The sequence below is a fragment of the Acinetobacter lwoffii genome, assembly GCF_024129715.1.
Classification (GTDB): Bacteria; Pseudomonadota; Gammaproteobacteria; order Pseudomonadales; family Moraxellaceae; genus Acinetobacter; species Acinetobacter lwoffii_U.
On sequence record NZ_JAMXXM010000001.1, the window covers coordinates 213,553 to 231,451 of the forward strand.

General features: G+C 43.6%; 18 protein-coding genes. 12 read left to right on the top strand and 6 right to left on the bottom strand.

Translation table 11 applies throughout. The features are described from left to right. Window positions 1-38: 38 nt before the first annotated feature. Entirely contained in the window at window positions 39-1,754 is a 1,716-nt protein-coding gene (locus NI462_RS01060; RefSeq protein ID WP_253158757.1) for an AAA family ATPase, read from the top strand. Between the two features lie 30 nt (window positions 1,755-1,784). After that, window positions 1,785-2,111 carry a gamma-glutamylcyclotransferase family protein gene (locus NI462_RS01065; protein WP_253158758.1) on the top strand — a complete coding sequence of 109 codons (327 nt, stop codon included), beginning with the start codon at window positions 1,785-1,787 and terminating at the stop codon, window positions 2,109-2,111. Window positions 2,112-2,368: 257 nt separating this feature from the next. Here NI462_RS01065 and NI462_RS01070 read toward each other — a convergent pair whose 3' ends face one another. Next, entirely contained in the window at window positions 2,369-2,821 is a 453-nt protein-coding gene (locus NI462_RS01070; RefSeq protein WP_004645490.1) for a DUF441 domain-containing protein, read from the bottom strand. 140 nt (window positions 2,822-2,961) lie between these two features. Here NI462_RS01070 and NI462_RS01075 point away from each other — a divergent pair, with 140 nt between their 5' ends. After that, window positions 2,962-3,669 carry a pseudouridine synthase gene (locus NI462_RS01075; RefSeq protein ID WP_085064975.1) on the top strand — a complete coding sequence of 236 codons (708 nt, stop codon included), beginning with the start codon at window positions 2,962-2,964 and terminating at the stop codon, window positions 3,667-3,669. 43 nt (window positions 3,670-3,712) lie between these two features. On the opposite strand, the gene NI462_RS01080 is transcribed toward NI462_RS01075, so the two are convergent. The 3 genes from NI462_RS01080 to NI462_RS01090 all read right to left on the bottom strand — a co-directional run bounded on the left by NI462_RS01080 (window position 3,713) and on the right by NI462_RS01090 (window position 5,623). After that, on the bottom strand, window positions 3,713-4,156 hold the full coding sequence (locus NI462_RS01080) for a GNAT family N-acetyltransferase (protein WP_005106546.1): 444 nt from the start codon (window positions 4,154-4,156) through the stop codon (window positions 3,713-3,715). A 96-nt stretch (window positions 4,157-4,252) separates the two neighbouring features. Then, window positions 4,253-4,600, bottom strand: coding sequence for a type II toxin-antitoxin system RelB/DinJ family antitoxin (locus NI462_RS01085; RefSeq protein WP_064096590.1), 348 nt, complete (start codon window positions 4,598-4,600; stop codon window positions 4,253-4,255). A 114-nt stretch (window positions 4,601-4,714) separates the two neighbouring features. After that, complete coding sequence (locus tag NI462_RS01090) at window positions 4,715-5,623, bottom strand: pseudouridine synthase (protein WP_064096589.1); 909 nt, start codon at window positions 5,621-5,623, stop codon at window positions 4,715-4,717. Between the two features lie 126 nt (window positions 5,624-5,749). Here NI462_RS01090 and tsaE point away from each other — a divergent pair, with 126 nt between their 5' ends. From tsaE to hfq, 4 genes are all read left to right on the top strand, one after another. Continuing rightward, the gene (gene tsaE / locus NI462_RS01095; protein WP_064096588.1) at window positions 5,750-6,229 is read left to right on the top strand and encodes a tRNA (adenosine(37)-N6)-threonylcarbamoyltransferase complex ATPase subunit type 1 TsaE; all 480 of its coding nucleotides are present in this window, start codon (window positions 5,750-5,752) and stop codon (window positions 6,227-6,229) included. Next, window positions 6,219-8,186, top strand: a complete 1,968-nt coding sequence (mutL, locus tag NI462_RS01100; protein WP_253158760.1) for a DNA mismatch repair endonuclease MutL — start codon at window positions 6,219-6,221, stop codon at window positions 8,184-8,186. The genes tsaE and mutL overlap by 11 nt, the downstream gene beginning before the upstream one ends. A 6-nt stretch (window positions 8,187-8,192) precedes the next feature. Beyond that, entirely contained in the window at window positions 8,193-9,137 is a 945-nt protein-coding gene (gene miaA, locus NI462_RS01105; RefSeq protein ID WP_004645483.1) for a tRNA (adenosine(37)-N6)-dimethylallyltransferase MiaA, read from the top strand. Window positions 9,138-9,228: 91 nt separating this feature from the next. Further along, a complete protein-coding gene (hfq, locus tag NI462_RS01110; protein ID WP_148334401.1) occupies window positions 9,229-9,759 on the top strand; it encodes an RNA chaperone Hfq in 531 nt (176 codons plus the stop codon). A 119-nt stretch (window positions 9,760-9,878) separates the two neighbouring features. Here hfq and NI462_RS01115 read toward each other — a convergent pair whose 3' ends face one another. Together NI462_RS01115 and NI462_RS01120 are read right to left on the bottom strand one after the other, a co-directional pair. After that, window positions 9,879-11,186, bottom strand: a complete 1,308-nt coding sequence (locus NI462_RS01115) for a peptidylprolyl isomerase (RefSeq protein WP_253158762.1) — start codon at window positions 11,184-11,186, stop codon at window positions 9,879-9,881. After that, the gene (locus NI462_RS01120) at window positions 11,186-13,639 is read right to left on the bottom strand and encodes an LPS-assembly protein LptD (protein WP_004278895.1); all 2,454 of its coding nucleotides are present in this window, start codon (window positions 13,637-13,639) and stop codon (window positions 11,186-11,188) included. Before NI462_RS01120 ends, NI462_RS01115 begins: the two co-directional genes overlap by 1 nt. A 121-nt stretch (window positions 13,640-13,760) precedes the next feature. Here NI462_RS01120 and NI462_RS01125 point away from each other — a divergent pair, with 121 nt between their 5' ends. The 5 genes from NI462_RS01125 (at window position 13,761) to NI462_RS01145 (ending at window position 17,874) form a co-directional block, all read left to right on the top strand. Further along, complete coding sequence (locus NI462_RS01125; protein ID WP_253158763.1) at window positions 13,761-14,774, top strand: aminoglycoside phosphotransferase family protein; 1,014 nt, start codon at window positions 13,761-13,763, stop codon at window positions 14,772-14,774. After that, window positions 14,775-15,464: an N-acetylmuramate alpha-1-phosphate uridylyltransferase MurU gene (murU, locus tag NI462_RS01130; protein ID WP_253158766.1), complete on the top strand. Its 690-nt coding sequence runs from the start codon at window positions 14,775-14,777 to the stop codon at window positions 15,462-15,464. A gap of 85 nt (window positions 15,465-15,549) precedes the next feature. Beyond that, window positions 15,550-16,182, top strand: coding sequence for a 16S rRNA (guanine(527)-N(7))-methyltransferase RsmG (rsmG, locus tag NI462_RS01135; protein WP_004645477.1), 633 nt, complete (start codon window positions 15,550-15,552; stop codon window positions 16,180-16,182). Window positions 16,183-16,207: 25 nt separating this feature from the next. Further along, the gene (locus NI462_RS01140) at window positions 16,208-16,990 is read left to right on the top strand and encodes a ParA family protein (protein ID WP_004645476.1); all 783 of its coding nucleotides are present in this window, start codon (window positions 16,208-16,210) and stop codon (window positions 16,988-16,990) included. Then, entirely contained in the window at window positions 16,987-17,874 is an 888-nt protein-coding gene (locus tag NI462_RS01145) for a ParB/RepB/Spo0J family partition protein (protein WP_004645475.1), read from the top strand. Before NI462_RS01140 ends, NI462_RS01145 begins: the two co-directional genes overlap by 4 nt. Window positions 17,875-17,899: the final 25 nt, after the last annotated feature.

Below are 17,899 nucleotides of genomic sequence, written 5' to 3' on the forward strand. Positions count from 1 at the left end.
TCGTTAGGCTATAGCCGTTCTTTTACGGTATTGCTCTTATGAAACAGGAAACTGCCCTTAAGTTACTTAAAGCAGGAGAAAATGTCTTTTTAACCGGTTCTGCCGGTGCAGGAAAAACCTATACGCTGAATCAATATATTAATTATTTAAAGGCGCGTAAAGTCGCCGTTGCCATTACTGCATCTACTGGTATTGCAGCCACACATATGAACGGTATGACTATTCATACCTGGGCAGGCATTGGCATTAAAGACTTTTTGTCTGAAGAAGACTTAAAGCGGATGAAAGAGCGCAAATACTTAAAAGAACATCTGGAAAATGCGCAAGTCCTGATTATTGACGAAATTTCAATGCTGCATGCCAAGCAGCTGAATCTGGTCAATCAGGTATTGAAATATTTCAAGGAAAGTGATGAAGCTTTCGGTGGTATTCAGGTGATTGTAGCAGGGGACTTTTTCCAGTTACCGCCAGTCGGTAAAAATGATGAGCGCAACCGCGACAAATTCTGCTTTATGTCGGATGCCTGGGTCGAAGCCAAGTTTCGCGTTTGCTACCTAACTGAGCAGCATCGTCAGGGCAATGATTATTTGAATGACATTCTGAATGCGATCCGTGCGCAGGCGATTAGCCATGAACACCGCACTGCTTTACAGGCCACGCGACATCAAGAAATTGGTGATACCTATACGCGCCTGTATACGCATAATATGGATGTGGACAGTATTAACTTTAAACATCTGAATGAAATTGACAATGATCCGCGCCAGTTTGATGCGCAGTGTGATGGCAATGAAAAGCTGATCGAGACTTTAAAATCGTCAGTGCGAGCGCCTGAAGCCTTAACCCTGAAAAAACATGCCAAAGTCATGTTTGTGAAAAACAACTTTGATATGGGTTATATCAACGGCAGTTTGGGCGAAGTGATCAGTTTTGAAGAAGATGATGAATATGGTGTGCTGCCTAAAGTCAAACTGACCGATGGCACTACATTGGTGGTTGAGCCTGAAACCTGGTCGGTAGACAATGAGGCCGGTAAAACCATTGCCAGTTTCCAGCAGATTCCATTGCGTCTGGCCTGGGCGATTACCATTCATAAATCACAAGGCATGACCCTGGAAGCTGCCGAGATTGACCTGAGCCATACTTTTGAAAAAGGACAGGGCTATGTCGCGTTGTCCCGTTTGAAAAGCTTAAATGGCCTACGATTAAAAGGTTTTAATGAGCAGGCTTTGGAACTCGATAGTCTGGCAATTAAAGCCGATCGCCGTTTTCAAGAACTTTCTGATGAAGCCGAAGCGAATTTTGAAAATGTCGATTTGACGGCACAGCATAAGGCCTTTATCCGACATTGTGGCGGGACTTTGAATGAAGTTGAAATCCAGCGCAATGAGAAGAAAATTTCCAAGAATGCGGGGAAACAAAGCTATGCCGCTGCAACGCTAGACGAAACGCGTGAACTGTTTGAAGAAGGTTATGAAATTGCCGATATCGCAACTGAACGTGGTTTGACCCCGGCAACCATCATCAATCATTTGGGGCGTTTGCATAAAGAGCAGGGGCTGGATATCTCGCTGGCACATCCGGGTGAGGAAGTGGTGGAGCAGGTTCGCAAGATTTATAAACGCCTGACCAAGCGTCAAAACTCGGAGCATTTTAATGATGACGGTTCTATTAAGTTGCGTCCGATTGTGGAACTCACTACACCTAAAATGGCTTATGACCAGGTGCGTTTGGCACTACTATTTGTAGAATAATCATCACAATGATGTTTAAGAGTTCTTAAGATGAACAGTTTATTCGTATACGGCACGCTTCGTCCGCAGCAACCCAATGCCCCTGTCATGGAGCGGATTGGGGGGAGCTGGAAAGCCGGTTATATTCGTGGGTATTTGCAGCAGCGTGGTTGGGGTGCTGAACTGGGTAGCCCGGGTATTCAGCTCAGTGATTCGGGAGAGACTGTTCCGGGTTATGTATTCATATCCGAGAATCTTCCCCAATATTGGGATGATCTGGATGCATTTGAAGGCGATGAATATCAACGTATTCCGGTTAAAGTATATTTGGAAAATGGCGAGATGATAGAAAGTTTGGTCTATGCTTTGAAAGATTAGACTGGGGTGTGTCATTTATTGAATTTCAAATTTTTATCAGGTCAGAGCTTCAAAGATCATAACTTTCCTTTGACTTGGTTTCAAAAGATTGAATTAATAAAGTATTCCGTTGATCTGATAGTATCTTCTGAGCAAGCCTGAAGCATTGCTTTAGAGCTTAGCGCAAGATAATCATCGGGCGATCTGCATATTTCCCGTTATATGATTATTTTTGAGAAATCTTTGCATACTGGTGAAGGGCGCTGATGATTTGAACATTATTGTGTACTAATCAATAAGGATAAAATCCCAGCCGCAATTAAAGGACCGACTGGAACACCGCGTAATACTGCTACACCTGCTACTGTGCCTAATAACAGTCCGGCCACTACATCTGGCTGATTGGACATCAGCTTCACTCCACGTCCTCCCAGCCAAGCGACAAAGACCCCAATCGCGATTGCCAGCAAAGACTTCCAGCTCAGGAAAGATTTGAGAATACTTTCCCCTGAAATTTTGCCACTGGCAATTGGTGTCAGAACACCAATGGTCAGAATAATAATGCCGATATTTAAACCGTGCGCCTGTACATAAGGCAATAAACTGCTGAGAGGTGTGATTTTTAAAACAATTAATACCGCTGCAGCAATGGTGACGGCACTATTGTGACTGAAAATACCGCAAGCCAGTAAAACCAAAAGAACAATCAGATTCAAATCAAGTTGCGACATAAGGGGGAGAGATAGAGTGAAAAATAAAGCTATTGTAGAGCTTTTCAACGCATGATACCTAGAAAACAGCGGAAGAAATCAAATTCAGGACTGTTTCAGGATAGAATGCACAGGTCTTCACTCGATACAGGTATAAACAGATGCTATTAGAAAAAATGTTGCAGTCACAAGGTTTCGGCTCCCGCAAGCATTGTCAGCAACTGATTAAAAATGGTGCTGTTTCAATTCAAGATGAAGTGGTTGACAATCCTAAATATAACCTGGATTTAAATCATTTAAATTTCGAGGTTTATGGTAAAAGTCATACCTATCGGGAAAAAGTTTATATCGCCTTAAACAAACCACAAGGCTACGAGTGTTCGCATCAGGCGACGCATCATTTTAGTGTGTTTGACCTGTTTGATGACATTTTGCTGAATCGGGGGATTCAGTGTGTAGGCCGTCTGGATCAGGATACCACCGGACTATTATTGCTGACCGATGATGGACAGTTTCTGCAAGCGCTCACCCATCCGAAAAAGCATGTCGCCAAAGTTTATCAGATGCAAACTGCGGATGCCGTCACGGATGAACAGATTCAGCAACTAGAACAAGGTGTTGAATTAAGAAATGAAAAAGGCATTTTTTCAGCTACCGAAGTGACACGATTGGCTGAAAATCGTCTGCAAATGACCATTCATCAAGGCGTCTATCATCAGGTGAAGCGTATGCTGGCTGCAGTAGGTAATAAAGTTGAACAGCTACATCGTGCACAGATTGGTGCTTTGGCCTTACTTGAACTGGTTGAAGGGGAATGGCTGTATTTAAATGCAGAACAGGTGGCGCAGGCCAAATTCCGCTCAGAATAATAAATTTTTTATTCGCTTGAAATATGATTAAAAAGACTGGTGTTTATTTCAGGAAACAGTGATAGGTCTGAAATTCATCATCCTTGATAAATCCCATAGATTCGTACAATTTATGCGATTGATAATTATTTTTTTGGGTTTCCAAGGTAATTCTTAAGGCCTGTTCATGTTTGGCAAATAAAATCGCGGTATCAATCAGTTGTTTGGCTGCGCCCTGACGCCGAAAAACCGGCGTGATATACACATCATCCAGAATATAATAAGTCGAGCAGGCCACCGAAGAAAAACCCAGATACAGGATAATAAAGCCGGTAAAGGTATCATCTTTGGTATTGATAAAAATAACAGTCTGTCCATCTTCAAAACGCTGTTTTAAAAATTGGTAAGAGAGTTCAGGATTGGAAGACGTACCATAAAACTGTCGATATTCATCAAATAATATCGCCAGTTGATTCAGGTCTGCTGACTGGGCGCGTCGTACGAGCATTGCATACTCCAGCTAATTTTTTATTGATTATCAGCATCAAGCATAGCGAAGTTTGTGAGTGGCAGGCTTTAGAAATTGTTTGGAAATGCAACAATGTTAAATTTTGTCGCTTTCACCCAAAATAGCATTCAGTTCTTCAAATAAATCAAGATGATCATCATCCAATGCAATCTCCTGATCATCCAGTAGATTCATGGCAGAACTGGAAAGCGCATTTTGCTCGGTTTTAGCTTCGTTTTGTTTCAGCTTACGTAGTCGGATCAGCTGTTCCAGATTGATATTCTGGTTTTCAATCGAGAAGGGGATCGATTTGGTAATCACCACCTGCTTGAAAAAAAGACGCACAGCCTGAGCTGGCGTAATCCCCAATTGCTTAAATACTGCAAAGGCTTGTTTCTTCTCTTGCGAGTCCAAGCGAATTTGATAAACTTCAGTTTTTCTCATAATATTTTTAAAGCTTTAAATTACTTAACTTTTCGCCTTTATTCTAATCAATTATGTTTGAAATTCAATCTTAAAGCGACCGATTTTAGAAAATAATATGTAATGACAAGCGATTTACAGTGTCAATTCAAGTTGCGAGCTGAAATTTAGGCTTTTTTGTGTGATCGGATCGATAAATTGAATATGTTTAGCCAATAAACTTAAAGGTGCAGAAAAATCATCTTCCGCCTTGTGCACTACCTGTGGATAAAAGGGATCATGACGGATCGGAATACCCAGATGATTCAAGTGCACCCGTAATTGATGCTGCTTGCCAGTATGCGGTTTCAACTCATATTTGGCCCATTCTGTGTTGTGTTCCAGCAGATCGATCGCTGTCTCGCTATTTGGCGTTCCGTCTAGCACGTGCATGGTATAAAAAGGCTGACCTTTTTGCATTCTCAAACGTGTGACCAATGGGAATTTTAAACTATGGTTATACGCCGCAATTGCATGATAGGTTTTTTGCACCTGCCGTGTAGCAAATAACTGCTGGTACAGGCCACGTGATTCCACACATTTGGAAATCAGGACCACACCTGCCGTTTCACGGTCCAGCCGGTGAATGGGCGTTAAATGCTCATTGCCGGTTTGCTTTTTAAGACGAACCAGTAGCGTTTCCTGCACATATTGTCCGGTCGGGCTCATGGTCAAAAAATGCGGTTTATCGACCACCATGAAATGCTCATTTTCAAATAAAATCTGATGTTGAAAAGGAACATGCACTTCATGTGCCAAAAAGCGGTAATAGAAACAGTGGCTATTGGCTTGAAATGGACTTTCTGTTGTTAATTGATTGCCTTGGGCATTATAGACCAGTCCCTCGTTGAAACGGGACCGCCATTCATCTGCTGTAATATGCGCAAATTGCGTGCATAAATAAGCAAAAACTGTCAGGGGCGCATCCGGACTGGCTGGCAAAAACACTTTACTGGCACTGACTCCATTCAGCATGGGCGGGTTAAATTCAACAGTCGGTTGCATGGCAGGCAGATTAACCTCTTAAGGAACAGATGCTGTGAAAAAATACAGTTTCTCACACGGGTGAATAGGCTTTTAAAGCGTGGCGATGCTATCATATTTATTCTTTTGCATCATGTCGTGAGTAATATGCCTTATTCATTTAGTGTCACTTTAAATCATGAAGACGATACCCAAAAACTGGCCAAGGTTCTGGCGGAAAATTTCCCTGCGGGAGTCGTGTATCTGATTGGTGACCTGGGGGCAGGAAAAACGACGTTAACGCGTTATTATTTGCAACAGCTGGGTCATAAAGGTTCAGTGAAAAGTCCAACTTATACATTGGTCGAACCCTATCAAATCAATGGTCAGGATATTTTTCATTTTGACTTGTATCGTCTGAATGACCCGTATGAGCTGGAATTGATGGGCATCCGGGATTATCTGGAAACACCGAATGCGCTATTTTTATTTGAATGGCCGTCCAAAGGTGGCGATGAAATTCCGCAAGCTGACCTGATTATTGAAATTTTAAAATCTGAAGATGAGCTCACCCGTACTGCAAGTCTGATTTCATCGAATCTTGCCTTACGAGAAGCTCTGGAGCGCCAATTCTCACATGTCGAATGATTTAAGTCTGCGCCGTATTCGTGCCCTTGATCCTGCACTTGCCAACCAGATTGCCGCAGGTGAGGTCATTGAACGTCCGGCTTCTGTGGTCAAGGAATTACTGGAAAACTCGATTGATGCGGGTGCGACGGAACTGATCATTCGGGTCGAACAGGGTGGTAGTACTTTAATTGAAATCATCGACAATGGACGCGGAATTCATTCCGAAGATCTAGCTTTGGCCGTGATGCGCCATGCTACCAGCAAGATCCAGAGCGCTGACGAGCTGTATGCGATTAGCAGTCTGGGCTTTCGTGGCGAAGCACTGGCGTCGATTGCTGCAGTTTCTCGCCTGACCATGATCAGCAGTCAAAATGACGAGGGCATCGGTTATCAGGTCGAAGTCAATGGCACGGCTTTTGATCATCAGGAAATTCAAGCGGTCGCAGCTTCGAAAGGGACACATATCCGGGTTCAGGATTTGTTTTTCAATGTGCCTGCACGGCGTAAATTCCTGAAAAAACCGGGCACTGAATTTGGTCATATCGAAGAAATTGTGCGCCGTATGGCGTTAACGCATTTTGATATCCGGTTTGTGCTGGAACATAATGAAAGCATCAAGCTGAATTTACCCGTGGCGGATAGCGGCGCTTTGCGTTTTCAACGGGTACAGCAATTGCTTGGCCGCCAGTTTACTGAAAATGCCTACTGGATCGATGCAGACAGTATCAACATGCGTTTGTCTGGCTGGCTTGGCCATCCTTCAGATGCACGTGCACAGGCTGATTTGCAGTATGTCTATGTAAATGGCCGGATTGTCAAAGACAAAACCATTTCCCATGCCTTACGGATGGCCTATGACGGCATCCTGCATGGGCATCAGCATGCGGCTTATTTACTGTTTTTAGAAGTTGATCCAGAAAATGTGGATGTAAACGTCCATCCGACCAAGCATGAAATTCGCTTCCTGAATCAACGTGAAGTACATGAGTTCGTACGGCATTATGCCAAAGAAACGTTGGCACAATTCCAGACCGCAACTGCAGATTTAGCCGAGGCAATGAAACAGGATGAGCAGCCTGGCTTGACGGCCCCGCAACCGCGTTATCAGGAACAGTTCAGCCTGCATCAGACTGCGCATTCTCAGCCACAGGTGGTGAGAACGACATCTGCCTTAAGTGAAAATGAAACTTCAGATGTGCTGACCGATTTTGCATCTTCAGGTCCACAAACAGTGCATTATTCCCAAGATTACCGTAAATCTTATTCTGGTTCACAGCAGCTGAATAATGCCTTGCAAAGTTATTTAGCACCGCTCAGAGAAAGTTCGGAAACCGAAGTATTTAGTCCTGAGCAGTCTTTTCAGACACATGTAAAGGCCAAAGTGGATGAGCATCCATTGGGCATTGCCATTGCCCAGTTACATGGTATCTACATTCTGGCACAAAATACCGAAGGTCTGATTATTGTCGATATGCATGCGGCACATGAACGTATTGTTTTGCAGCAAATGAAATCGGCTTGGGATAAACCTGAATTCTGGACATCACAGCAATTGCTCATTCCAAAAGTCGTGAATATTAGCCGGATGCAGGCCATGCGTGTCGAAGAGCTGAAAGAGCAGTTGGCACGTTTGGGGCTGGAAATCGATCAGTATGGTGATGAGCAAGTTATCGTACGTGGTGTACCGGCTATTCTACACAAGGCCGATTTCGATGCCCTGATTCCTGAATTATTGAATGATTTAGATCCGGGGGATCAAGCACAAAGCCTATTGCAGAAGCGTGACCAAATTTTGGCGGGAATGGCCTGTCATGGTGCAGTGCGAGCGCATCGTATCCTAAGTTTGTCTGAAATGAATGCTTTATTACGGCAGATGGAACAAACCGAATTTGCCAGTCAATGTAATCATGGTCGTCCGACCTGGCGCGCCTTTCCATTGGCTCAACTAGATAAACTTTTTGCTCGAGGAGAGTAGTTTTACATGTCCAATCAATTGCCGGTCATCAATTTAATGGGGCCAACTGCAAGTGGTAAAACCGCTTTGGCATGTGAACTGTATGAGCAAGGGGGATTTGAGCTGATTTCGGTCGATTCTGCACTGGTTTATCGGGAAATGGACATTGGTACAGCCAAGCCCTCCAAAGAGGAACTGGCGCGCTATCCGCATCATCTGATTGATATTATTAGTCCACTTGAAGTGTATTCTGCAGCCAACTTTGTCGAAGATGCTTGCCGCCTGATTGATGATATTCATGTGCGTGGTAAAACCCCGATTCTGGTTGGCGGAACCATGCTGTATTTTAAGGCCTTGCTTGAAGGTTTGTCAGATAACCTACCAAGTGCAGACTATGCTATCCGGGCAGAGATTGAAGCCAAGGGTGAGCAGGAGGGCTGGGAAGCGGTTTATGCAGAATTATGTGCAGTCGATCCGATTGCCGGTGAAAAATTCAAGGTTAGCGACAAGCAGCGCATTATTCGAGCCTTGGAAGTTTTTAAATTGACTGGTGAGCCGATTACAAAACTACAGGCAGAACAACCTAAAAACTTACCATATCGTTACAGTTTCCATAATTATGCACTGATGCCAGATCGGTTAGAATTGCATGGGCGTATTGAACAACGTCTGGAAATTATGTGGAAAAGCGGTTTTTTAAATGAAGTTGTGAATTTAATTGAAAAATACGATTTTAATGAAAATTTACCTTCCATGCGTTCAGTGGGTTATCGTCAGGCTATGGAATTCTTAAAAAATGCTGATAAAACCAAGGAAAAGCAACGGGAAATGGAGGATAAAGCTTTATTTGCCACACGACAACTTGCAAAACGTCAATATACGTGGTTGAGGTCTTTGCAAGAAAAGCATAAATTTACAACATATTTTACGCTACAGCAGGCTCAAGAAGACTTGCGAAACTGTCACGGATAAAGCAAAATTTAGGGACTATCTTTTTTATAATTTTTAATTGAAAAATAGAGATAGTTTTTGCGCTGATTTTTAATTTTTTTGGAGTTATAACATGTCTAAAGGTCAAACTTTACAAGATCCATTCTTGAATTCTCTCCGTAAGGAACGTATCCCAGTATCTATCTTCCTGGTAAACGGTATTAAATTACAAGGTCATATCGAATCTTTTGACCAATACGTGGTTTTATTAAAAAATACAGTAAGCCAAATGGTTTATAAGCATGCAATTTCAACTGTAGTACCTGCACGTAATCCACGTCCTGCTGGCGCGCCTGCTGGTCCACAAGGTGCGGGCTTCGGTGGTCAAGGTGCTGCAGGTGGCTTTGGTGGCGGTCAAGGTGCTGGCGGCTTCGGTGGTCAAGGTGGTTTTGGCGGTCAAGGCGGCGGCTTCGGTGGTCAAGGTGGCTTCGGCGGTCAAGGCGGTGGCTTTGGTGGTCAAGGTGCCGGCTTCGGTGGTCAAGGTGCCGGCTTCGGTGGTCAAGGTGGCTTCGGTGGTCAAGGTGCTGGCTTTGGTGGTCAAGGCACTGGTTTTGACAACGACACTAAATTTGAAGACTCTTCAGACGATGAAAACAATCGTTAATCGAGTTTGAAAATTAAAAAACCTCTCTATATGAGAGGTTTTTTTATATCTGTACGTTTTAAGTTTTTTAAATAAAAAGCCAACGAGATGTCGTTGGCTTTTTAGGATTATGGTAAGGCTTAACGGTTACGTTTAGGATCCAGTTGAGGATCTTTGATTTCTACATAAGCATTATTGCGCGTTTCACGTAACCAGCTATCTAATTCGGCATCAAATTGACGTTCACCAAGCAATTGGCGAGCCATACGTTCCTGATATTCCTGTGTCATATCTTGTTGGCGTGTTTCACTCACTTGCAGAATATGCCAGCCAAACTGGGATTGAAATGGTTTACTGAACTGACCTACTGGGGTGCTTTTCATCTGCTGTTCAAATTCAGGTACCATTACCCCTGGGCTAACCCAGCCAAGACTTCCGCCATCACGAGCCGAGCCAGTATCATTGGAGAACGTTGAAGCTAAAACAGTAAAATCTTCACCTTGTTGCAGGCGGCTATATAAACTGTCAATCATCTGTTTGGCATTTTCCGGACTGACTACTTCAGAGGGTTGAATCAGGATGTGACGGGTCAAGTATTGAGGAACCAGGGCTTTTTGTTCGCCACCTTTACGTTCCAAGAGCTTCAGAACATGTACACCATCAGCGACAGGAATCAGTTCAGAAGTTTGACCTGGTTGCAGGGTGGTCACGCGTGCAGCCAGTTCTGCTGGAATTTCTGACAGGTTTCTCACACCCATATCAGCAGCTTCGACTTTAACGCCGCCAGTGCTGTACTTTTTGCTGATCGCCTGAATGTCATTGCTGCTATTTAATTCTTGCTTTACCTTTGTTGCAATTTGTTCAGCATTTTCACCGCTTACCCGTAAATGCAGTACATGGACCTGACTGCCAAGCAAAGCTTGACCTTGCGGGGTATTTAGGAAGTTTTTAACATCTTGATCTGTAATTTGAATACGTGAAGTCACGATTTGTTGACGTAAACGATTCAGTGCTAAATCTTCAGCGATACGGTTACGTAAAGAAGCATAGGTATTGGGCGCCATGGCATCCAGTTTCTGCTGGAATGCTTCCAGACTCGGTGAACCAGAATCACGGGCAACTTTCAGGACGGCTTCATTTAAAGCTTTTTCATCTGGACGAATATTATAACGTTTAACTTGTTCAAGCTGTGCCTGACGAATAATCAGTTGCTCTAAAGCTTGTTGCTCAAGATATTGTTGTGGTGGAACTGCCTTTTTCTGTTTTTGCAGCTGATGTAAGATTTCGGCTACACCTTGAGCCAGGTCACTACGTAGAATGATACTATTGTCGACTACAGCTACAACTTCATCTTTAGGTTGGGCAACAGCAAAAGTCGTCATCGCTGAAGAAAGGCATAGCGCAAGTGCGGTTGCTTTAAAAATTTGTTTTAACTGTTTTGTCTTCATTAACGTTCTGTCCAAGTTTGATTGATATTGTTAAAACCTAGAATACGATTTTCTAGTAATGAGGTGAGTTTGCTGCTTAACCCACCTAAGCCTTTCAGGCTGACTTCGGCCATAATAGCGCGTTTGGCTTTGACGCTTGAATCATTAACGTCGTCTAAGTCATTGTAATATGAGCGACCGTAAACAGAAACTCCCCAACAGCATGACTCATAGTTCACGCCAAGTAAATATTCCCGTGCGACACTATTGTCGAGGTCAAACTGGGCATGTCCAACCAGACGCCAGTTGTTGGCAATCGGCTGGATAAATGAACCCACCACATGATCATAGCTCTTTTGACGGTTCGGAATATCTTTGCGATAGAAATAGCCTAGGTTATAAAGATTGCCTTGCTCACCGGTATAATAAACCTGCAAATCTCGTTGGGCATTCGATCCATTCGACATCCAGCTTGAGTTCAGATTAACGTGAACATTATTTGACAGCTGGCTGGTCAGTTGAATTACAGGGCCAGTATGACTTTCACGGTCGAATTCATCTGCATCATTTTCCAACGTTACACGGCGATCTTCAAAGAAAAAGCTCTGTCCAACGCTGGCACGCAGGCGCTCCAGACCTTCTTCATTAAATAGGCTATAGCTCAGACCTAAGGAGGCAAAGTTATTGTCTTCCAGGCGGTCATTACCATAAAAGCGACGCGCACTGAAAAGTTGATCATAATTAATCGAAGCGACGACTGAATCAAAGTTTGGCTGATTCTGCTGATTCTCATAAGGTGAATACGCATAGAACAGACGAGGCGTTAAGGTCTGTAGATACGTACCTTCTTTTTCAAAAATTAAGCCGGTGTCCAGCGTGAATTGTGGCACCACAATTGAATTATTTTCACTAGACGCGCTACGGCTTTGGGTTTTTTCATCATAGAAAGTATTGATGTTGCGTACAGTCGCCTGAGGAATGAAGAATGACCACGGGGTAAAATGATTATAACGCACGGAAAAGTCATTATAGATCCGTGTACCACTCGGTTGATATACCTTCTCACCCGTTGGGTCAGTATCAGCGAAATTTCTCAGATCCTTCTGGAAATATGCTGTGTCGTTATTAAACTCAAGCTGTAATCCCAATGGATTGCCAGTTTTGTAATTGACTAAAAGCTGTGGCAAACGTGCATAAGGACGGTCTTCATCCAGTACAGTTGGATCTAGGGTTTGGAAGTCTTCGACTTTGAATTGTGCCTTTAAGCCAGGAATACCATTTTTATAATTGACTTCCCAGGCACGGCGTAAGTTCAGGTCAGTTTTAGAGTTCGGGTTATTGTCCAGATCGGCAAAGTAATCTTTGTCTGAAGCGTAGTTATATTCAAGGTTGGTGGAAAGCTGATTATTGATCTGCCAGTTATGTAAGAAATGCAGGCTTTTACGGTCTTCGTCGCTATAGCTTTCATCGGAAGGTAAATAACCTCCCCAAATACGGCCTTCACCATAATTCTCAGTCAGATAACGGAACTCGCCATCCAGCATTACCCCACGATCGCCAATATAACGCGGCGTAATTGTCGCATCATATTGTGGTGCTAAATTCAGGTAAACCGGAACACCCAGTTCCAGACCACCATCATTGGTAAAGCCAAATGTCGGCGTCAGAATACCGGTAGTGCGGCGGTCATCAATCGGGAAGTTGAAATAGGGAACCGCTAAAACCGGAACATCTTTAACATACAACTTAGTATTCCGGGTTTCACCCCGTCCGGTTTCCTGATTCAGCTTGATCTTTTCTGCCTGGATTTTCCAAGTCGGTTTTTGCTCAGGTGGACAGGTGGTATAGGTCGCATTTTCCAGTTCTACCGTCTCGGTCGAGGTTCTGGCGATCTTTTCTGCCCGACCATGCGCATGTTGCTGCTCGGCAATATAGAAGCTGTTATTTAGGTCGCCTTCTTGGGTCTTTAAATTATAATTAATATCATCACTTTGTGAGAGCAGGCCACCCTGAGCAAGTTGTACCCGACCTTCTGCTTTGGCATAGGTCTGGGTTTGATCAATCGTTACGCGTTCAGCACGAATCTGGCGACCTTGCTGGTCAATGATGACATTGCCTTCTAAATAAGAGTCACCTGCTGGATTGTAGTGTCCATAATCTGCAGTAATGGTGGATGTAGCCTGATCTGGCGCAACGGTTGCTGCATCTGGGGCAATCGGGGTCACCCAGGTGCCTTCACAATAAGCCGAACTTAAGTATTTTTCCTGCCGCTGCTGTGCTTCAGCTGAGGATTTGTCGACATAGTATTGCGAAAAGAATGCTTCACCTGGATAGGTCTCATTTATGCGCTGTTTGAGTTGTTCTGCATTTACATCGGACGAGACATTTGATGCAGCATAGCCGGAGGCTGAGCTGCCACATAAAAGGGTTAAGATCGCAGTCGCTAGAGGATTTATTTTAAAGTGATGCTTCATTTGTCTCATTAACCAATCATGCTTTTATCGCAATTAATTATTGTCGCATCATAGAGAAAAAGTTGATAAGTAGCTACACTTAGCACTTTAAAAACTCAGCCTGTATTAGAATTAATTGCAAATGAATACACAACGCGAACAATTGATACAATCTTGGATTGCCTCTGTACTCGGTTCAGATCAATTTGAAACTCATTTTTTAGCAGGTGATGCCAGCTTCCGTCGTTATGCACGAATCAAACTGAATAATAAAACATTTATGCTGATGGATGCACCACCAGAAAAAGAAGATTGTGTGCCTTTTGTGACGATAGATGAGTTTTTTGATGCACATGGCGTGCGTGTTCCGCATATCGTGGCAAAAGACCTGGAAAATGGCTTTTTACTGCTCGAAGACTTTGGTGATGTGCTGCTGTCGAATCTGCTGAATGACGAGACTGTAGATGCCTATTATGAGCAAAGCTTTAAGCAGCTCATTCAACTACAATCGATTGCTGGAGAAGGGCATTTCCCGGCATATTCTTATGAAAAACTGATCTCGGAAATGGAATTGCTGACTGACTGGATGTTACCAGCGTTAAAGGTTCAACTGACTGAATCAGAAAGCGCCTTGATCAAACGCACTTTTGCGATTTTGGCGAATGCCGCATTGGCACAGCCACAGGTGATCGTGCATCGGGATTTCCATAGTCGTAACTTGATGAAAATCGACAATGAAACCGAACTCGGTGTGATTGATTTTCAGGATGCTGTGATTGGTGCGGATACTTATGACTTGATCTCGATTACCCGTGATGCCTATGTACAGTGGAATGCCGATCGTGTGTATCGCTGGTTCAAAAACTTTTATGACTTGTTGCCAGCATCTGCTAAAGAAGAGCGTGACTTTGAACAGTTTAAAAAAGACGCCGACATGATGGCGATTCAGCGTCATATCAAGATTTTAGGTATTTTTGTGCGTCTGTTTGAACGTGATGGCAAGTCAGGTTATCTCAAGGACTTACCACGTGTGATGTGGTATCTGCTTGAAGAATCTAAGGCTTATGCAGAACTAGAGCCATTCATGCACTTTATGCGTGACAGAGTGATGCCTGCATTTGAAGCTAAATATGGCTCATATGAGGTGGCTGCCTGAATGAAAGCGATGATTTTGGCCGCAGGACTCGGTAATCGTATGCGGCCGCTAACGCTGCATACGCCAAAGCCTTTGCTGGAAGTTGGGGGCAAGCCCTTAATTGTCTGGCATATAGAGAAACTGGCTGCGATCGGTGTTACTGAAATTGTCATCAATACGGCTTGGCTCGGTGAAAAACTCGCAGAAGCTTTGGGCGATGGTTCACGATTTGGCATTAACATCCTTTGGTCACATGAGGGTGAAGGTCTGGAAACCGCTGGTGGAATCATTAATGCCTTGCCGCTACTCGGTGATGAACCTTTTATTCTGTTAAATGGTGATGTCTGGACCACGATGGATTTTGCACCTTTACTGGATATTGATCTAAAGGATAATTTGGCGCATCTCGTACTTGTGCAGAACCCTGAACAACACCCAGAGGGTGATTTCACGCTTGCAGAAGGTAAAGCTTATACCTTTGATCAGCAAATCGAAGGTGAAAACCTGACGTTTAGCGGTATATCCGTACTTGATCCGAAGATGTTCCAAGGCTTAGACATTGGCAAGCGTCCTTTAGCCCCATTGCTAAAAGCGGCAATGCAGAATCAGCAGGTTGCAGCTTCTAAACTGGCAGGCATTTGGGTTGACGTAGGAACCCCAGAGCGTTTAACGGCACTGGATACGGCGATCCGTGAAGGGAAGTTTGCTTAAGTGAATATTCGCTAAGCACTGCCTACTGTGCCAATATAGAGAAAACGGTATACTTCCACCTAACTTTTTCGAGCGTAGATTGTTTATGCACATGTTTTTTCAAGAACTAAAGCAGGGTAGCCAGGCTTTGGGTTTAGAGCTATCTGATGAAGCTTTAAATTTATTACTCAAGTATCAGGATGCTTTGGTGCTGTGGAACAAAGCATACAATTTGACTGCAATCCGTGATCCTAAAGAAATGCTGGTCAAGCATCTACTCGACAGTTTAAGTATTTTAAAGGACTTGCCTGCGGGCAGATTGCTGGATATCGGCACAGGTGGTGGTATGCCGGGCATGATCATTGCTTTATGTCAGCCTGAGCGTGAATGTGTATTGCTGGACTCAAACGGTAAAAAAATTCGTTTCCTCAAGCAGTTTATTGCTGACTTGAAACTTAAAAATGTCATTGCCGTGCAAACGCGTGTAGAAAATGAAGACAGCATCAATGAGCTGGGTCAATTTGATGTGATTACTAGTCGTGCCTTTGCATCATTAACAGACTTTGTTGATGCTTCTAAGCCATATATGCATGAGCAAACGATTATTGCCTCAATGAAAGGCTTAATTCCTGAAGATGAAGTTGCTACTTTAAAAAATGAATTTAGTTGTGAGATTATTGAACTTAAAGTTCCGCGCTTAGACGAACAGCGTCATTTACTTCTATTAAAACGTATTTAAGATTTTTAAAGGGATTGGGGGCAACATGGCACAAATTATTGCGATTGCAAACCAAAAAGGTGGTGTCGGTAAAACCACAACCGCAGTAAATTTGGCGGCATCTTTAGCTGTGTTAAAAAAACGTGTTTTGCTGGTCGATATGGATTCGCAAGGCAATGCGACCATGGGGTCTGGCATTCAGAAGAATGACCTGCTTTATTCGGTTACCGATGTACTGCTGGGTGAAGTACCGATTGAAACGGCGATCTCTAAAGCAGAAGTCGGCTACAAGGTTCTTGGGGCAAACCGTGATCTGGCTGGGGTTGAGCTTGCGATTGCAGAGCAGGAAGGGCGCGAGTTCATTTTGCGTGATGCATTGCAGGAAATTGAAGGTTCGTTCGACTATATCATTGTCGACTGTGCACCAAGTTTAAGCCTGATTACTGTCAATGCTTTGGCAGCCGTGGATGGTGTGCTGATTCCAATGCAATGTGAATACTATGCACTGGAAGGTCTGGCTGATTTAACCCAAACCATCGACCGAATTCAACAGGCCTTGAATCCAGATCTGCAAATAGTTGGTGTATTACGCACCATGTACGATGCACGCAATGCCTTGACCCGTGACGTATCTGAAGAATTAGAACAATATTTTGGTAAAAAACTGTATGAAACCGTGATTCCACGAAATATCCGTCTGGCTGAAGCGCCGGCGCACGGTTTGCCAGTGATTTATTTTGAAAAAAGTTCAAAGGGTGCGGTTGCTTACTTAAATCTGGCAGCTGAAGTATTAAAGAAAAGCAAAGTGAAAAAAGGAAGTAAAGCATGACCGTCAAGAAACGTGGACTCGCCAAAGGTCGTGGCTTGGATGCCTTGCTGGGATCAATTCAAAAAGAAAAATTACAGATGGAAGCCCAAGGCATTGATCATGGTCAGCTAAAACAGATCGATGTAAACTTGCTCAAGCGCGGTGAATACCAGCCACGCCGTTATATTAACGAGCAGGATTTGCAAGAACTGGCGGCATCGATTGAAAAGCATGGCATCATGCAGCCAATCGTGATCCGACCGGTTGACGATGAGCGCTATCCGTATGAAATTATTGCAGGTGAGCGTCGCTGGCGTGCGGCACAGTTAGCGGGTTTAACCGAAATTCCTGCGATTGTACGGGATCTGAATGATCAGGTTGCCATTGCACTGGCGCTGATTGAAAACATTCAGCGTCAAGATCTGAATCCGATTGATCAGGCACTGGCCTTACAGCGTTTCCATGAAGAATTTGGTTTAAGCCATCAGGAGATTGCAGATACCGTTGGTAAAGCGCGTACGACAGTGAGTAACCTGCTTCGTTTGCTCAGCTTGGCTGAAGAAGTGAAAGACTTTATGCAACAAGGTTTGCTGGATATGGGGCATGCACGTGCGATCTTAACCTTAAAAGCTAAAGATCAGCTCAAAGTTGCAGATATCGTAATTGAAAAAAGTCTGTCTGTGCGTCAAACCGAGCAGTTAGTCCGTGATTTCAATACACCTAAACAAGAAAAAGTAAAAGAAGCTGTAGCACCGGATATTCAGCAATTGACTCAGCGCCTTTCAGAGCGTTTCAGTGCAGATGTTAAAATTGACTATAACAAGCAAGGTAAAGGGAAACTGGTTATTAGCTATCACTCTTTAGAAGAGCTGGATGGCATTCTTTCTATTTTAGAAGATGAATAATTTATATATTTTTTTATTGGGGAAT

What these genes read in the sequence shown, in the direction of transcription:
- rsmG (WP_004645477.1), top strand. Translation starts at nt 15,550, where the DNA reads ATGCACATGTTTTTTCAAGAACTAAAGCAGGGTAGCCAGGCTTTGGGT.
- NI462_RS01125 (WP_253158763.1), top strand. Translation starts at nt 13,761, where the DNA reads ATGAATACACAACGCGAACAATTGATACAATCTTGGATTGCCTCTGTA.
- miaA (WP_004645483.1), top strand. Translation starts at nt 8,193, where the DNA reads ATGTCCAATCAATTGCCGGTCATCAATTTAATGGGGCCAACTGCAAGT.
- NI462_RS01120 (WP_004278895.1), bottom strand. Translation starts at nt 13,639, where the DNA reads ATGAAGCATCACTTTAAAATAAATCCTCTAGCGACTGCGATCTTAACC.
- NI462_RS01065 (WP_253158758.1), top strand. Translation starts at nt 1,785, where the DNA reads ATGAACAGTTTATTCGTATACGGCACGCTTCGTCCGCAGCAACCCAAT.
- hfq (WP_148334401.1), top strand. Translation starts at nt 9,229, where the DNA reads ATGTCTAAAGGTCAAACTTTACAAGATCCATTCTTGAATTCTCTCCGT.
- NI462_RS01140 (WP_004645476.1), top strand. Translation starts at nt 16,208, where the DNA reads ATGGCACAAATTATTGCGATTGCAAACCAAAAAGGTGGTGTCGGTAAA.
- NI462_RS01080 (WP_005106546.1), bottom strand. Translation starts at nt 4,156, where the DNA reads ATGCTCGTACGACGCGCCCAGTCAGCAGACCTGAATCAACTGGCGATA.
- NI462_RS01070 (WP_004645490.1), bottom strand. Translation starts at nt 2,821, where the DNA reads ATGTCGCAACTTGATTTGAATCTGATTGTTCTTTTGGTTTTACTGGCT.
- mutL (WP_253158760.1), top strand. Translation starts at nt 6,219, where the DNA reads ATGTCGAATGATTTAAGTCTGCGCCGTATTCGTGCCCTTGATCCTGCA.
- NI462_RS01115 (WP_253158762.1), bottom strand. Translation starts at nt 11,186, where the DNA reads ATGAAGACAAAACAGTTAAAACAAATTTTTAAAGCAACCGCACTTGCG.
- NI462_RS01060 (WP_253158757.1), top strand. Translation starts at nt 39, where the DNA reads ATGAAACAGGAAACTGCCCTTAAGTTACTTAAAGCAGGAGAAAATGTC.
- NI462_RS01075 (WP_085064975.1), top strand. Translation starts at nt 2,962, where the DNA reads ATGCTATTAGAAAAAATGTTGCAGTCACAAGGTTTCGGCTCCCGCAAG.
- NI462_RS01090 (WP_064096589.1), bottom strand. Translation starts at nt 5,623, where the DNA reads ATGCAACCGACTGTTGAATTTAACCCGCCCATGCTGAATGGAGTCAGT.
- NI462_RS01145 (WP_004645475.1), top strand. Translation starts at nt 16,987, where the DNA reads ATGACCGTCAAGAAACGTGGACTCGCCAAAGGTCGTGGCTTGGATGCC.
- NI462_RS01085 (WP_064096590.1), bottom strand. Translation starts at nt 4,600, where the DNA reads ATGAGAAAAACTGAAGTTTATCAAATTCGCTTGGACTCGCAAGAGAAG.
- tsaE (WP_064096588.1), top strand. Translation starts at nt 5,750, where the DNA reads ATGCCTTATTCATTTAGTGTCACTTTAAATCATGAAGACGATACCCAA.
- murU (WP_253158766.1), top strand. Translation starts at nt 14,775, where the DNA reads ATGAAAGCGATGATTTTGGCCGCAGGACTCGGTAATCGTATGCGGCCG.